The sequence below is a fragment of the Acidaminococcus sp. HCP3S3_H5 genome, assembly GCF_052122235.1.
Classification (GTDB): domain Bacteria; phylum Bacillota; class Negativicutes; order Acidaminococcales; family Acidaminococcaceae; genus Acidaminococcus.
Map to the genome: position 1 here is coordinate 169,870 of NZ_JBQKCS010000004.1, position 15,053 is coordinate 184,922.

16 protein-coding genes and 1 riboswitch are annotated in these 15,053 nt (G+C 51.7%); of the genes, 13 read left to right on the forward strand and 3 right to left on the reverse strand.

The features are described 5' to 3' along the window. Position 1 precedes the first annotated feature (1 nt). The 6 genes from ACTQY5_RS06510 to rpsI all read left to right on the forward strand — a co-directional run bounded on the left by ACTQY5_RS06510 (position 2) and on the right by rpsI (position 6,255). Complete coding sequence (locus ACTQY5_RS06510) at positions 2-1,192, forward strand: pyridoxal phosphate-dependent aminotransferase (RefSeq protein WP_022487025.1); 1,191 nt, start codon at positions 2-4, stop codon at positions 1,190-1,192. Positions 1,193-1,623: 431 nt separating this feature from the next. Then, positions 1,624-2,877, forward strand: a complete 1,254-nt coding sequence (locus tag ACTQY5_RS06515; RefSeq protein WP_022487024.1) for a DEAD/DEAH box helicase — start codon at positions 1,624-1,626, stop codon at positions 2,875-2,877. A gap of 29 nt (positions 2,878-2,906) precedes the next feature. After that, complete coding sequence (gltX, locus tag ACTQY5_RS06520; RefSeq protein WP_441368969.1) at positions 2,907-4,373, forward strand: glutamate--tRNA ligase; 1,467 nt, start codon at positions 2,907-2,909, stop codon at positions 4,371-4,373. 4 nt (positions 4,374-4,377) lie between these two features. Beyond that, positions 4,378-5,277, forward strand: a complete 900-nt coding sequence (locus ACTQY5_RS06525; protein WP_022487022.1) for an ROK family protein — start codon at positions 4,378-4,380, stop codon at positions 5,275-5,277. A gap of 127 nt (positions 5,278-5,404) precedes the next feature. Beyond that, positions 5,405-5,842 (forward strand): 50S ribosomal protein L13, encoded by a 438-nt coding sequence (rplM, locus tag ACTQY5_RS06530; protein ID WP_022487021.1) that lies wholly within the window; start codon positions 5,405-5,407, stop codon positions 5,840-5,842. A gap of 20 nt (positions 5,843-5,862) precedes the next feature. After that, complete coding sequence (gene rpsI, locus ACTQY5_RS06535; RefSeq protein ID WP_012937880.1) at positions 5,863-6,255, forward strand: 30S ribosomal protein S9; 393 nt, start codon at positions 5,863-5,865, stop codon at positions 6,253-6,255. A 146-nt stretch (positions 6,256-6,401) separates the two neighbouring features. On the opposite strand, the gene thiC is transcribed toward rpsI, so the two are convergent. The 3 genes from thiC to ACTQY5_RS06550 all read right to left on the reverse strand — a co-directional run bounded on the left by thiC (position 6,402) and on the right by ACTQY5_RS06550 (position 10,021). Further along, positions 6,402-7,709, reverse strand: coding sequence for a phosphomethylpyrimidine synthase ThiC (gene thiC, locus ACTQY5_RS06540; RefSeq protein WP_303225243.1), 1,308 nt, complete (start codon positions 7,707-7,709; stop codon positions 6,402-6,404). Positions 7,710-7,775: 66 nt separating this feature from the next. Then, positions 7,776-7,872, reverse strand: a riboswitch (TPP riboswitch). A gap of 223 nt (positions 7,873-8,095) precedes the next feature. After that, a complete protein-coding gene (locus ACTQY5_RS06545) occupies positions 8,096-9,256 on the reverse strand; it encodes a tyrosine-type recombinase/integrase (RefSeq protein ID WP_022487019.1) in 1,161 nt (386 codons plus the stop codon). Positions 9,257-9,340: 84 nt separating this feature from the next. Then, positions 9,341-10,021: a helix-turn-helix transcriptional regulator gene (locus ACTQY5_RS06550; protein WP_022487018.1), complete on the reverse strand. Its 681-nt coding sequence runs from the start codon at positions 10,019-10,021 to the stop codon at positions 9,341-9,343. A 186-nt stretch (positions 10,022-10,207) separates the two neighbouring features. On the opposite strand from ACTQY5_RS06550, the gene ACTQY5_RS06555 reads away from it, so the two are divergent. The 7 genes from ACTQY5_RS06555 to tet(W) all read left to right on the forward strand — a co-directional run bounded on the left by ACTQY5_RS06555 (position 10,208) and on the right by tet(W) (position 15,032). After that, entirely contained in the window at positions 10,208-10,408 is a 201-nt protein-coding gene (locus ACTQY5_RS06555; RefSeq protein ID WP_022487017.1) for a helix-turn-helix domain-containing protein, read from the forward strand. A 70-nt stretch (positions 10,409-10,478) separates the two neighbouring features. Further along, positions 10,479-10,679: a helix-turn-helix domain-containing protein gene (locus tag ACTQY5_RS06560; RefSeq protein ID WP_022487016.1), complete on the forward strand. Its 201-nt coding sequence runs from the start codon at positions 10,479-10,481 to the stop codon at positions 10,677-10,679. A 5-nt stretch (positions 10,680-10,684) separates the two neighbouring features. After that, positions 10,685-10,957, forward strand: coding sequence for a hypothetical protein (locus ACTQY5_RS06565; protein ID WP_022487015.1), 273 nt, complete (start codon positions 10,685-10,687; stop codon positions 10,955-10,957). Between the two features lie 163 nt (positions 10,958-11,120). Continuing rightward, positions 11,121-11,339, forward strand: coding sequence for a hypothetical protein (locus tag ACTQY5_RS06570; protein WP_022487014.1), 219 nt, complete (start codon positions 11,121-11,123; stop codon positions 11,337-11,339). A 105-nt stretch (positions 11,340-11,444) separates the two neighbouring features. After that, entirely contained in the window at positions 11,445-11,735 is a 291-nt protein-coding gene (locus ACTQY5_RS06575; protein ID WP_154487750.1) for a hypothetical protein, read from the forward strand. Between the two features lie 68 nt (positions 11,736-11,803). Beyond that, complete coding sequence (locus ACTQY5_RS06580; protein WP_154487751.1) at positions 11,804-12,319, forward strand: hypothetical protein; 516 nt, start codon at positions 11,804-11,806, stop codon at positions 12,317-12,319. A 793-nt stretch (positions 12,320-13,112) separates the two neighbouring features. Further along, complete coding sequence (gene tet(W), locus ACTQY5_RS06585) at positions 13,113-15,032, forward strand: tetracycline resistance ribosomal protection protein Tet(W) (RefSeq protein WP_441368970.1); 1,920 nt, start codon at positions 13,113-13,115, stop codon at positions 15,030-15,032. Positions 15,033-15,053 lie beyond the last annotated feature (21 nt).

Below are 15,053 nucleotides of genomic sequence, written 5' to 3' on the forward strand. Positions count from 1 at the left end.
CATGCACATTTCCCAACGGACGCTGCACATTCCCACATCCCCCATCCGGAAACTGGCGCCTATTGCCAACCGGGTGGAAAAGACCAAAAAGATCTATCATCTGAATATCGGACAGCCGGATATCCCCACCCCGGAAAGTTTCTTCGAAGGGGTGGCCTCCTACCATCCCAAAGTGGTGGCCTATGGAAAATCCCAGGGGGATGCCAAACTGCTGAAAGCCATCCAGGGATATTATGAATCCTGGGATATGGACTATGCCCTGGACGATATTTTTGTCACCAACGGGGGCAGTGAAGCCATTTCCTTTGCCATTATGACCACCTGTGACCCGGGGGACAATGTGCTCATGTTCGAGCCCTTCTATGCCAACTACAAGAGCTTTACCGGGGCCTACAATGTGGAAATCAACGGGGTTCCCACCTCTCCGGACACCGGCTACCATCTGCCGGATCAGGAAACTGTGGAAAAATACATCAATGACAAGACCCGGGCCATCCTGATTTCCAACCCGGGGAATCCCACCGGGGTAATCTACACCCGGGAAGAAATGGACATGCTGTCCCGGATTGTCCGGAAATATGATCTGGCTCTCATTGCCGATGAAGTGTACCGGGAATTCGTCTATGATGGACAATACACCAGCTTCGGACGGCTCCGGGAACTGGATGACAACCTGGTGCTCATCGATTCTGTCTCCAAACGGTACAGCGCCTGCGGCGCCCGGAGCGGCTGCGTGATCACCCGGAACAAGGCTCTCCAGCAGGAACTGCTGAAATGCTGCCAGGCCCGGCTTTCCTGTCCGGACATTGTGCAGCTGGGAGCTGCGGCTCTGTACACCACCCCCAAATCTTACTGGGAAGATGTGAAGAAAGAATATACCAAACGAAGGGATACCATCAAGGGATTCCTGGCCCAGATGCCCGGCGTGATTTCCTCCGATCCCAAAGGGGCCTTCTATGTCATGGTGAAAATGCCCATCGACGATACGGAAAAATTTGCCAAGTGGCTGTTGGAAGACTTTGACATCGACGGGGAAACTGTGATGATCACCCCCGGCAACGGGTTCTATGCTTCTGATGTAACCAGAGGACAGGACGAAGCCCGTCTGGCCTACGTACTGAACGTAAAAGACCTGGAAAAAGCCATGCACATCCTGGCGGAAGGATTGAAGCAGTATCCGGGGAGAAAATAAAAAAAACCGCTGCCCAGGCAGCGGTCTTTTTTTATTTGCAAATGGAATCGATCCAGGCAAACAATTCTTCCAGATCGTAGTCTCCCGCGTGGCCTTTGCCCCAGGCGGTTGACGGATTTTCCCTCCAGATAGGCGGAAGGAATGAAAATGTTCATCTTTTCATAGTCTGCATTTTTGGGATGGGATACATACACCAGATCCCGCCAGGCATAGTAGGAAACCTGCCGGGCTTTGAGATGTCAGCGTTGTTCGATACAGCAGCAGGCCAGATTTGCTTATTGCGGGCCAAGCTGATAGCTGACTTCTGATAGACCCACAAGATACGGTCTGATTTCTTCTTACTCGCCGCCCCATCCCCCTTTTTCCTTCCCTTCCTCCGGTTTTTACGCTATAATAAAGGGTACGATTGAAAAATGAGAGGAGATGATTCCATGGCGGCAGGTTTTGCCCAGCTGAAAGTGGACGAGGCGATGGTGGAGAAGCTCCATCGGACGGGGAAGGACATCCCCACCCCTGTACAGGAGCGTGCCATCCCGGCCCTTCTGAACGGCCGGGACGTAATCGCCCGTGCCCAGACCGGGGTAGGGAAGACACTGTCCTTTGTGATCCCCCTGTTTGATAAAGTGGACCCGAAGAAGGAATTTGTCCAGGCCCTGATCCTTTCCCCCACCCGGGAACTGGCTCAGCAGACGGCCGGGGAAATCCGGAAACTGGACGGGGATACGGGAATCCATACCCTGACGGTCAGCGGCGGACGGGATTTTGAAGAGGAAAAACGGAAAATCGGGCACAGGGCCCAGGTGCTGGTGGGAACTCCCGGCCGGCTGCTGGATCACCTGCGGAAGGGGAACACCAGCCTGGGCGGGGTGAAATACCTGGTGCTGGACGAAGTGGATGAAATGCTCCGCCAGGGCTTCGGGGAGGATATCGAAACCCTCCTGAGCCTGATGCCCCAGCCCCACCAGACCATGATGTGTTCCGCCACATTGGATGAGGAAGTCCGGAAACTGGGCCGGCAGCTGACCACCAATCCCCTGGTCATCGACATTGCCCCCAGGGAAGCCACTGCTTCCACTATCCATCAGATCTGCATCAAGGTCAGCGAAGACCACAAGGCAGAGGCCCTGGCTTCCCTGATCCGCCGGTACAACCCCTTCCTGATGCTGGTGTTCTGCTGCAGCAAGGAACGGGCCATCGAACTCAGCGACTGGCTCTATGGGGAAGGGTTCAATGTGGATGTGCTCCACGGGGACATGTCCCAGACCAAGCGGCGCCAGGTGATGGAAAACTTCCGGAAGGCCAAGCTCCAGATCCTGGTGGCCAGCGACATTGCCGCCCGGGGCCTGGATGTGGAAGGCATCACCCAGGTGGTGAATTACGACATTCCCCACGATCCGGACTGGTATGTCCACCGGATCGGACGGACGGGCCGGGCCGGCAGCGAAGGTACGGCCATCACCTTCTATACGGCGGATGAGACCCGCTGGCTCCAGAACCTGGAGAAGAAGCTGAACATCACCCTGGAACGGCAGAATCTGGCCGGGGAGAAGGTCCGCCGGACGGTGAAGCCGGTGCGTCCCAAGAAGAAACGGGTGCCCAAACGGGGCAAAAGCGCTGTAGGTCCCAACAAACGGGGAACCAAATATGCGGAAGCGTCCCGGAAACAGAAACCCAAAGAAAAATAATCAATCATTGAAATGGAGAGGTGCTAACCATGAGTGAAGTACGTGTACGTTTTGCTCCCAGTCCCACTGGGTATCTGCACATCGGCGGGGCCCGGACGGCTCTGTTCAACTGGCTGTTTGCCCGGAGCCAGGGGGGGAAGATGGTCCTGCGGATCGAAGATACCGACCGGGACCGGCTGAAGGAAGATTCCGTCTCCCAGATCATCACCAGCCTGAAATGGCTGGGCCTGGACTGGGACGAAGGCCCGGAAGTGGGCGGGGACCATGGCCCCTACTACCAGTCTGAACGGCTGGACCTGTACCGGAAATACTGCCAGCAGCTGGTGGATGAGGGCAAGGCCTACTACTGCTTCTGCTCCGCCGCCGATCTGGAAGCCCAGCGGGAAGAACAGCGGAAGAAAAAGCAGCCTTTCCATTATGCAGGCACCTGCCGGGACCTGGATCCGGCGGAAGCCAAGAAACGGGTAGAAGCGGGAGAAGCCCATTCCATCCGGATCAAACTGCCCAAAGAAGGCACCATCACCGTCCATGACATGATCCACGGGGACGTGACCTTCAACTGGAACCAGTTCGATGATTTCGTCATTATGAAGACCAACGGGATCCCCACCTACAACTTTGCCGTAGTGGTGGACGACCATCTCATGGGCATGACCCATGTGCTTCGGGCGGAAGAACATCTGACCAACACTCCGAAACAGCTGGTGATCTACGATGCCCTGGGCTGGAAAGCACCGGAATTCGGCCATATGCCCATGATCCTGGCACCGGACCGGAGCAAACTGAGCAAACGGCATGGGGCCACCTCTGTGGAAGAATTCCGGGACAAAGGGTACCTGCCGGAAGCCATTATCAACTACCTGACCCTGCTGGGCTGGGCGCCCGGCAATGACCAGGAAATCTTCACCCTGGAAGACACGGTGAAAGCCTTTGACTTCAGCAAAATGTCCAAAAAGGCTGCCGTATACGATGTGAAAAAGCTCACCTGGCTCAACGGCCAGTATCTTTCCGACCTGCCTCTGCGGAAAATCGCCGATGCAGCCGTGCCTTTCTTCAAGAAAGCCGGACTCATCGATGACAGCTATCTGCCGGCTCATCAGGAATACTTCGACCACCTGGTGGATGTGGTCCGGGTGCGGGTAAAGACCCTGGAAGAACTGGCGGATGGTGCCAGCTATTTCTTCAAGGATTTTGACAGCTACGATCCCAAAGGCGTGGCCAAGTCCTTCAAGCCGGAAGCCGCTGACCTGCTCCAGAAAGCCCATGATGCCCTGGCAGCCCTGCCGGTGTTCGATCTGAAGACTACGGAGGAATGCTACAACAAGCTGGCGGAAGAAATGGGCCTGTCCCTGGGCAAAGTGATCCATCCCACCCGTCTGGCCCTGACCGGTCGGACCTTCAGCCCGGGCATGTTCGACGTGATGGTGCTCCTGGGCCGGGAAAAGACCCTGGAACGGATGGAAAAAGCCATCGCCTTCATCAAGACACAGGGCTGAACCCATGGATAAATACATCTGCCTGGATATTGGGGGCACCGCCATCAAATACGGCCTGGCAGACAGCAGAGGGAGACTGTTCAACAAGGACAGTCTCCCCAATGTTATTGCCAAAGACGGAGTGGACGCCTTCCTGGACCAGGTGCTGGGGCTGATCGGCTCCTACCAGAAATACTTCAAGATCCAGGGGGCCGCCATTTCCATGGCTGGCATGATCAATCCCCAGACCGGGGAAGTGCTCCATGCGGCTCCGCATTTTCCCGGGCTCACCGGCACCAATCTGGTCCAGCTGGTATCCCGGAAGCTCCAGCTGCCCTGCCGGGTGGAAAATGACGTGAACTCTGCAGCCCTGGGGGAATACTGGCTGGGGAACGGCCGGGGAGCCAAAAGCCTGTTCTGCATCACCATCGGCACCGGCATCGGGGGCGCCTTTGTACTGGACGGCAAACTCTGGCCCGGGAATTCCTTCACTGCCGGGGAAGTGGGACAGGCCAAACTGGGCGGCCGGAACCACTGGGAGGACGCCGCTTCCGTCACTGCCCTGGTCCAGAAAGCCGCCCGGCTGAAAGGAGTGGATCCGGAAACCCTCAACGGGAAGATCCTCTGTGAAATGGTCCGCCACGGGGACAAACCTCTCCACAGGCTGCTCCGGGAAACCGTCCACCAGTGGGCCACAGGAATTGCGGCCATCTGCTACATGATGAATCCCCAGCGGGTGATCCTGGGGGGCGGCATCATGGCCCAGCAGGACCTGCTGGAACCCATGCTCCAGGACAGCCTGAAAAAGGAACTGCTGCCGGTGGTACTGGACAAGACCACCGTGGCCTTTGCGGGCCTGGGCAATGATGCAGGGCTGATCGGCGCCTTGTACAACTTCCTGGCCAGAGAAAAGAAAAGAAGTTGACAACAGCTGTAATATACTGTACAATATTACGGTATCACTTTGAGCATGCGCCGTTAGCCCCGGCCCGTACCCAAAGACTCATCACTGGATACAGTTCAAGATTGAGTTTTTATTAGGAGGAATAAGGATGAAAACATACATGGCCACCCCGGCTACCATTGAACGCAAATGGTATGTAGTGGATGCCGCTGACAAGACTCTGGGCCGTCTGGCTGCAGAAGTTGCCAAAGTGCTCCGCGGTAAAAATAAACCGACTTTTACCCCGCATATGGATACCGGTGATCACGTGATCATCATCAACGCTGCTCAGGTGAAACTGACCGGCAAAAAACTGGTGCAGAAGGTTTACTTCCGTCATTCCGGGTATCTGGGCGGCGACAAATACACCAAAGCAGGGGATATGCTGAAGAACAACCCTGTAAGAATGGTGGAACTGGCTGTTCGGGGTATGGTTCCCCACAACCGTCTGGGCAATCAGATCATCAAGAAACTGCATGTATACGCTGGTTCTGAACATCCTCATGCTGCACAAAAGCCTGAAGTTCTGACCATCGATATTCGCTAAGAGGAGAGGAGAACTAGAAAATGGCAAAAGTTACGTATGATGCAACTGGCAGCCGCAAAAGCTCCGTTGCCCGTGTTCGCCTTGTTCCGGGCGAAGGCAAAATCGTTGTAAACGGCCGTGAACTGAGTGAATACTTCGGCCTGAAAACCCTGGAACTGGTTGTTCGGCAGCCGCTGGACACCACCGAAACCCTGGGCAAATATGATGTACTGGCCAACGTTGTTGGCGGCGGCATCTCCGGCCAGGCTGGCGCAATCCGTCATGGTATTGCCCGCGCCCTGCTGAAAGTTGACGCTGATTTCCGTCCTCTGCTGAAGAAAGCCGGTCTCCTGACCCGCGATCCTCGGGAAAAGGAACGCCGCAAGTACGGTCTGAAAAAAGCAAGAAAGGCTTCCCAGTTCTCCAAACGGTAATTTTCCGTTCCGGATCATGGAAACCTCAAACGAGGGTATTGCATATTCTGTGCAATACCCTCGTTTTTTTTGCATATCCAACGAATCTTTTCCTTCAGCCATTGACCATTGACATAAAAAACAGGGGCCATCCAGGCCCCTGTTTTTTATTTGCTCTTCTTCGCCTTGATTTCGTCCATGTATTCGTTCATGATTTTCACGGCGCAGTAGTCTCCGCACATGGAGCAGTATTCTTCGCTGCTCTTGTTCTTGGCAGACCGGATGGCTCTGGCTTTTTCCGGATCGATGGCCAGGCTCAGCTGTTTGTCCCAATCCAGGACTTTCCGGGCTTTGGCCATGGCCAGATCCTGGGCTACCGCAGAGGGCAGGCCTTTGGCCACGTCGGCGGCATGGCCGGCGATCCGGGCGGCTACTACCCCTTCCCGGACGTCATTGATGTCCGGCAGGCCCAGGTGTTCGGCCGGGGTCACATAGCACAGGAAGTTGGCGCCGGTAAAGGCGGCCAGGGTACCGCCGATGGCGGAAGTGATGTGGTCGTAGCCGGGAGCGATATCGGTGACCAGGGGCCCCAGCACATAGAAAGGAGCACCGTGGCAGATCCGTTTCTGGAGCTGCATGTTGGTGGCGATCTGGTTGTAGGGAACATGTCCCGGGCCTTCCACCATCACCTGTACCCCTTTGGCCCAGGCACGCTGGGTCAGTTCGCCCAGGTTCAGCAGTTCCTGGATCTGGGTCCGGTCGGTGGCGTCTGCCAGGCAGCCGGGCCGGCAGCCGTCGCCCAGGCTGATGGTTACATCATATTTGGCGCAGATGTCCAGGATTTCATCGTAGAATTCGTAGAACGGATTTTCCTTCCCGTTGTGGAGCATCCAGCCGGACAGGAAAGAGCCGCCCCGGCTGACAATGTCCATTTCCCGGCCTTCGTTGATCAGGTTGTGGAGGCATTGGCGGGTGAGGCCGCAGTGCATGGTCATGAAGTCAGCCCCGTCCTTGGCCTGCTGTTCCACTACGGTGAAAATGTCGTTCTTGTCCATTTCCGTCACTTTGCCATGGGCCTTGATGGCCTGGACAGTGGCCTGATAAATGGGTACGGTGCCCACCATGACGGTGGAATGTTCAATGATGGCCTTCCGGGAGGCGTCGATGTTGTTGCCGGTGGACAGATCCATCACCGCATCAGCTCCGGCGTCGATGGCTGCTTTCAGTTTGTCCAGTTCCGGAGCGGGATCCGGAAAAGCGGAAGAAGTCCCGATGTTGGCGTTCACCTTGGTGGAAAGGCCTTCGCCCACACCCCGGGGGACCAGGTTCTTGTGGTTGATGTTGGCGGGGATGCAGATGGTGCCTTTGGCCACTCCGTCCCGGATGAATTCCGGGGTGACTCCTTCCTGGCGGGCCACTTCCGCCATCTGGTCAGTGATTTTACCCTGCAGTGCAGCTTGTCTTTGGGTCAGCATAAAACAAATCCTCCTTCATGGATACAAAAAGGGCCGCTTTCCTGACATAAAGGAAAGCGGCCCGACAAAACAGCCTCACCACTTTCCTTCGGCGGTATTAACCGCATCAGGTTCAAAGGGTCGACCGTCAGGTCTCTCAGCGATAGCGCCCCTAGTGATGCTTCAACTTTAACAAAAAATAGAAAAGAATGCAACAGGAAAAATTCAAATTGCTAACTTCTGAGTAGTTAGACAATTCACAATAAATCTAGGCGGCCTAATTGCGTTTATGTTCGCAACAGACCGTAAACGTAGAATCCATGCGGGTTTTCGGCTTTTTCGTCACCTTCTTTATGTTCGATGAAATCCGTAAAAATAACAACGCTCTGCACAATTTCTGCACATTTTTAGATGGTCAGTTTTTCAAGGGCTTCCCGTTCTTTTTCCTTCATTTTACTGGTGACATGGGTGTAAATCTTCATCGTGGTTTGCGGGTTGGAATGTCCGACCCTTGCCATAATGGTTTTGAGGGGGAAGTTTTCTTCTACCAACATACTGATATGGGTGTGACGAAAAATATGAGAAGTGATGTGCTTGCCATTGACCCGAACCTTTTTGAGAGTCGATTCAATGGTATTATAGTCATAGGGAGAACCAGAGCGACCCGTAAAAATGTAACCTTTGTCCTTGTAACCGTCCGTCCACAGAGATTTCCTTTTATCATCCGTGATGAACCATTCAAGGATACTGACGGCACGGGAGTTGATTGCCACGGTGCGACAGGAAGTCGCATTTTTAGGAGTGCTACGGCGGGTGGGCAATTCCTCGTATTCTACACGAGTTATTGTCCCATTGACATGGATTTCCTTCTTTTTAAGGTCGATATCTTCCCGCCGCAAGGCCAGAAGTTCCCCAATCCTCAGCCCCGTCAAGCTGATGAACTCCATAGCGTATCCGATTCTCTCGTTTATCGCTACAAGTTGGTGAAGACAATCCTTCAATTCATCCCGTTCCAAAAACTTGTTGGCGGTCTTGCCTTCTTCTTCCATCGTCATGGGACGGCGGGGAAGTCGGATTTCCAGAAATTCGTTGATATTGTCGATATAGTGGGCCTTTTTCGCATAGCGCATGGAATTCTTGATGATTCCCAACACTGCATTACAGTACCCTCGTGAATTTGCGTTCATGGATTTTATGGCCCTTTCCACAAGGGCGGGGGTAACGTCACGGAACAAAATCCCATCGGGAAGCAAGGAGAGAATCTTGCGAACTTGATTGATGTGATTTTGTTGTGTCTGCGGCTTTACCTCGCTTTTCACAGAGTCGAGCCATTCGCCCAACAGTTGCCGCATGGTCAACGTTTTGGCTATCGTTTCAGCCCTTTTCGGTTTGGCCATCCTCTTGACGTTGTACTTCTTCAACAACATCCGCCGTGCCTGGCCCTCAGCCTGTTTCGTGTGTTTGGCAAGGGTGACGGCAATGGAATAGGTCTTCCCATTCTCATCGGTGAACCGTTCACGGTAGACATACCGTGTACCTTTCGAATTTTTCGTTTCAGTTATCCACATATACAATACCTCTTTCCCGTTCCACGCTGCCCCTGTAAGCCGCCAGACATGGGATAAAGGTATCAGCCCCCGCATGGACGGGGGTTATTTTTTGGGAACTGTGGACAGGTCGAACGGGTGATACCGCTCTTCCAGATATTCGCAAACATCGAAAAAGTTCGGGTTCAGTGAAGTGAATTTCGCTCTCAGTTCCTTGTATTTTGGGTCTTTATCTAACTCCATCATAGCGGGGTAGAGTGATTCTTCCTGTAGAAGACGGAAGGCGTTATCCAGTTGCCGCCGTTCAACATGGTTGCCCTTTGACTGTAAAAGACTGACGATTTCAACAACTCTTTCATATGGTAAATAGTAGGATTGCACGGGCGGCGCATACAGTTTGGTAGAACGGTCTTTAGAATCCGACATTCTGAACGGAAACCCCTCAACGCTTTCAGTAGAAAGAAGTTCAACGGTCGTGGAACCATCTCTTTCGAGAAATTGCAAACGATACCCATAGGATTCCAAAAAGTTTACAAGTTTTTCTTTCTCGCTTTCTGGTTCGTAATCTATGAGCCTGTCAAGCGATAATCCCAACACCCTTGCGATTTTCCAACAGATTTCAATGGACGGTGTTCTTCTTCCACCCTCGTAATTTATGAGGGCTTGCCTAGAAATATTGGCCCCGTGTGCAAGTTCTTCTTGTGTCAGTTCGGCACGTTCTCTGTAGAACTGGATTGCCTTTCCCAATTTACCTGCAAATGAATCATCTTTAGCGGTTGCGACCATTCTTATCACCTCATCTCAATTATACAGTTGCGTTTAACTCTAGTCAACAACTGAATCGTAATTTCTATTATGGTCGCCCCTTGTAATTTTAGAAAAAGTGTGCTACTGTATAAATGTAATCAAATGGAATAGTAAAAATAAATGCTGTTCCAAATGTTCAGACACTAGAGAAAGGAAGTGTTCCTCATGAGAATCAACGTTTACGCCGTGTTGGACGCAATGGCAAAGAAGGAAGTCAACCAAACCGCCCTCGCCAAAAAATCGGGCGTGACAAGGCAAGCCATAAACAACGTGCTGAAAGGACAGAAGAGGGGTGTGCGTATCGACACGATTGGCAAACTTGCCGCCGCACTCGATGTTCCGCCCCTCGAACTCATCCAAAAATAAAATGCTGACTACGCTGCCCCTGTAAGCCGTCAGCCTGGACAGTTCAACGAATCGGGAAGGAGATATTTGTATGGAAAAGTACACATTGAAGAAGGCACGGGAACAGTTGGGCCTTCCACAAGACATGGCCGCATTTATCATCGGGGTGACTTCCACCACCTTGCGGCGTTGGGAACGGGGTGAATCAACCCCGACCCTTGAAGGGTTTTGGAAACTCTGCAAACTCTATGGGGTTGAACCCGACAAAATCTGTCTAATGGAAAGGAGATGATTTCCATGAAGGAGAACGAGATGGTCAAAATCGGCGGCAAGCTGTTCCGTCAGTTCGCCCCCATCGATTTTGATGGGAACCAATGGTTACGGACGACCCAACTTGCAAAGATGTTCTCTCTGACACGTAGCACGATTTGGAAGTTCGTGGGAATCATGGAAACCGAACCACGGTACAAGAACAGCATTCTTCATGTCAGCCCCCGTGCCACGCTCATCAAGGGGCGGGATTTCCTCGCATACCTGCAAGACCGTAACCGAAACTACATGAGGGGGTGAAGACAGACGGCGGCAAGGGTATCACGGAAGAACATGGACGGAAAAGGCCCAAAAACAGCGAGCAAGGGGCCAGATTTTCAAAATAAAAAATCAGCCGTGATAGATTCCATGCACCAAATAGATGACACGGAAATACCACGGCTGATGGAAAGGACGATTTTTCATGAAGAAGAAAATCATTGTTACTGAATCGAAAAAAACGCCGATACGGGCCATTCGTGAATATTGCCTAGAGTGTAGCGGGGGGAGCAACGTAGAAGTGAAATTGTGCGCTCTGGAACGCTGTCCCCTGTATGCGTTTCGGTTCGGGGTGCGCCCCGCAACGGCGGCAAAGAGATTTGCCAGTCAAGGCAATGACGTAATAAAAAAATCCGCTCTGTGAAGGACAAAAACACGAAGCGGATTGGAACAGTACAACGGGAAAGAAGTATCTGTTTTTTCTATTGTAACACGATTTGTTACATTTTACAAGTGAAAGGAGAATTTGATGATATATCAAATTTTAAAATCCCGTCATGCTGACAGCCCCGAAACGGCTGTCACTACAGATGAACTGATTGAAGCGACTGGACTCAGCAAACGACAGGTTGTTGAACAGGTCAAGAAAGAGCGTGAACATCACTTCATCAATAGTATTACGAAAGACGGCGGCGGCTACTACCGACCCCGTACAAGGGCGGATGTGGCGAAGTACAACAAAATCCGTGAATACAGGATTGCCCAAACGGCTATTACCATGAGGATGTCCAGAAAGTTCTTGAAGCGTTGGGGGAACTGAAACCCGTGGGGGCTGCCGTTGTGCGGCCCCTCTTCCATTCTAATCAACTCTACAAGGAAGTGATAAATTTGGGCAAGAAGCGAAATAAGAAAAATAATCTGAACCCGTGGTTGACAGCAAACCGACCAGAGCAGAAAGATTCCTTCATACAAGTTGGTGTAAGCCTTGCAACTCATCCCGCTTTTAAAGATTTATCATACTCAGCAAAGTTTACATATGAACAGATGTGCCGTGCGGCGAACTATGCTAAAAATAATGGTCTATCAGAATTCGTTTTCCCTCAGTCTGTGTTTAGTAAATATGGAATAACCAGAAGCACGTTCCAAAAAGCGAAAGAACAACTAATAAGCCACGGCTTTATAGTCTGCACGTTTTGCGGAAAAAATCAACGAGTTGAATCAAAATACAAGATGGTGAATTGGTGGAAAGAGTGGAATCCTTTAAACGGCTGTCTGAAATGGGGGCGGCTACTGTCTAAAAATGGTACGGCTAACAACGTTGGCGCACCCGATGTTGAGTGTCAGCCCCTTCCTAAAATGGATATTACAATTTCCGGAAATGATGAAACCCCGCATGAAACCTAGCTTTTTGGGATTGTAGGCTGTTTCTTGTGCCGTACCAATTTTAGACAAGGGGTGTACCGAATTCAGACAGATATTATAATAATATAACCATGGCTAGGGGCTTATTTAGTGGTTGTATGTTTGTCACCCTGTTGAAATGCTCATGTACGGTAAGGAAGCAAGCAACCGAAAACAAGAGATAGACCGCCAGCACTACACTATTCCGAACCAAAGACCAAAAGATAAGCATTGTGGGAAAATCTAAACTTTTGGATTTTCCTACAATGCCAACTACGGCGGAATCCCTCCCACTCCTTATATCTTTCTGTATACATTGAATTTGTATTTAGTAAAATGCAGACAACACCACGGATCGGCTTTTGGTTGGACAATTCCAACCAAACACCACAGCAGACAGCAGAAAACATTCTGAACGCTAGGAAGCCGGTATGATTGTTACATATAAGGGGAAGAAAAATTTCTTTTAGGTACTTGCTTTCCTAAAACTGATGTGATACAATGATTTAATCCAGAAAAGGAGTAAAAAATATGCGGCAAGGTATTATTAAATAAAACTATAATCAAATAGTGGGAACAAAGGATTATGATAGCTCCTTTTGTAGGGGCTTAGTTTTTTGTACCCAATTTAAGAATACTTTTGCCTTATCAATTTTGACATATCCCCAAAAACAGCAATCACAAACAGGTGTATGCTGTATATGTGTATGTCCGCAACTTATAATCCCCAGTGGTAAAAGTATTTTACTGCTGGGGATTTTTATGCCCTTTGGGGCTGTAAAGGGAGGACAATCACATGAAAATAATCAATATTGGAATTCTTGCCCATGTAGACGCTGGAAAGACGACCTTGACGGAGAGCCTGCTATATGCCAGCGGAGCCATTTCAGAACCGGGGAGCGTCGAAAAAGGGACAACGAGGACGGACACCATGCTTTTGGAGCGGCAGCGTGGGATTACCATTCAAGCGGCAGTCACTTCCTTCCAGTGGCACAGATGTAAAGTCAACATTGTGGATACGCCCGGCCACATGGATTTTTTGGCGGAGGTGTACCGCTCTTTGGCTGTTTTAGATGGGGCCATCTTGGTGATCTCCGCTAAAGATGGCGTGCAGGCCCAGACCCGTATTCTGTTCCATGCCCTGCGGAAAATGAACATTCCCACCGTTATCTTTATCAACAAGATCGACCAGGTTGGCGTTGATTTGCAGGGCGTGTATCAGTCTGTTCGGGATAAGCTCTCCGCCGATATTATCATCAAGCAGACGGTGTCGCTGTCCCCGGAAATAGTCCTGGAGGAAAATACCGACATAGAAGCATGGGATGCGGTCATCGAAAATAACGATGCATTATTGGAAAAGTATATCGCAGGAGAACCAATCAGCCAGGAAAAACTTGCGCGGGAGGAACAGCGGCGGGTTCAAGAAGCCTCCCTGTTTCCGGTCTATCATGGCAGCGCCAAAAAGGGCCTTGGCATTCAACCGTTGATGGATGCGGTGACAGGACTGTTCCAACCGATTGGGGAACAGGGGAGCGCCACCCTATGCGGCAGCGTTTTCAAGGTTGAGTACACCGATTGCGGCCAGCGGCGTGTCTATCTGCGGCTATACAGCGGAACGCTGCGCCTGCGGGATACGGTGGCCCTGGCCGGGAGAGAAAAGCTGAAAATCACAGAGATGCGTATTCCATCCAAAGGGGAAATTGTTCGGACAGACACCGCTTATCCGGGCGAAATTGTTATCCTTCCCAGCGACAGCGTGAGGTTAAACGATGTATTAGGGGATCAAACCCGGCTCCCTCGTAAAAGGTGGCGCGAGGCCCCCCTCCCCATGCTGCGGACGACGATTGCGCCGAAAACGGCAGCGCAAAGAGAACGGCTGCTGGACGCTCTTACGCAACTTGCGGATACTGACCCGCTTTTGCGCTGCGAAGTGGATTCCATCACCCATGAGATCATTCTTTCTTTTTTGGGCCGGGTGCAGTTGGAGGTCGTTTCCGCTTTGCTGTCGGAAAAATACAAGATTGAAACAGTGGTAAAGGAACCCACCGTCATTTATATGGAGCGGCCGCTCAAAGCAGCCAGCCACACCATCCATATCGAGGTGCCGCCCAACCCGTTTTGGGCATCTATCGGACTGTCTGTTACACCACTCCCGCTTGGCTCCGGCGTACAATACGAGAGCCGGGTTTCGCTGGGATACTTGAACCAGAGTTTTCAAAACGCTGTCAGGGATGGTATCCGTTACGGGCTGGAGCAGGGCTTGTTCGGCTGGAACGTAACGGACTGTAAGATTTGCTTTGAATACGGGCTTTATTACAGTCCAGTCAGCACGCCGGCGGACTTCCGCTCATTGGCCCCGATTGTATTGGAACAGGCATTGAAGGAATCGGGGACGCAGCTGCTGGAACCTTATCTCTCCTTCACCCTCTATGCGCCCCAGGAATACCTTTCCAGGGCTTATCATGATGCACCGAAATACTGTGCCACCATCGAAACGGCCCAGGTAAAAAAGGATGAAGTTGTCTTTACTGGCGAGATTCCCGCCCGCTGTATACAGGCATACCGTACTGATCTGGCCTTTTACACCAACGGGCAGAGCGTATGCCTTACAGAGCTAAAAGGGTATCAGGCCGCTGTCGGCGAGCCGGTCATCCAGCCCCGCCGTCCAAACAGCCGCCTGGACAAGGTGCGCCATATGTTTCAGAAGGTAATGTAAAGATACATAATCGTCAAGACG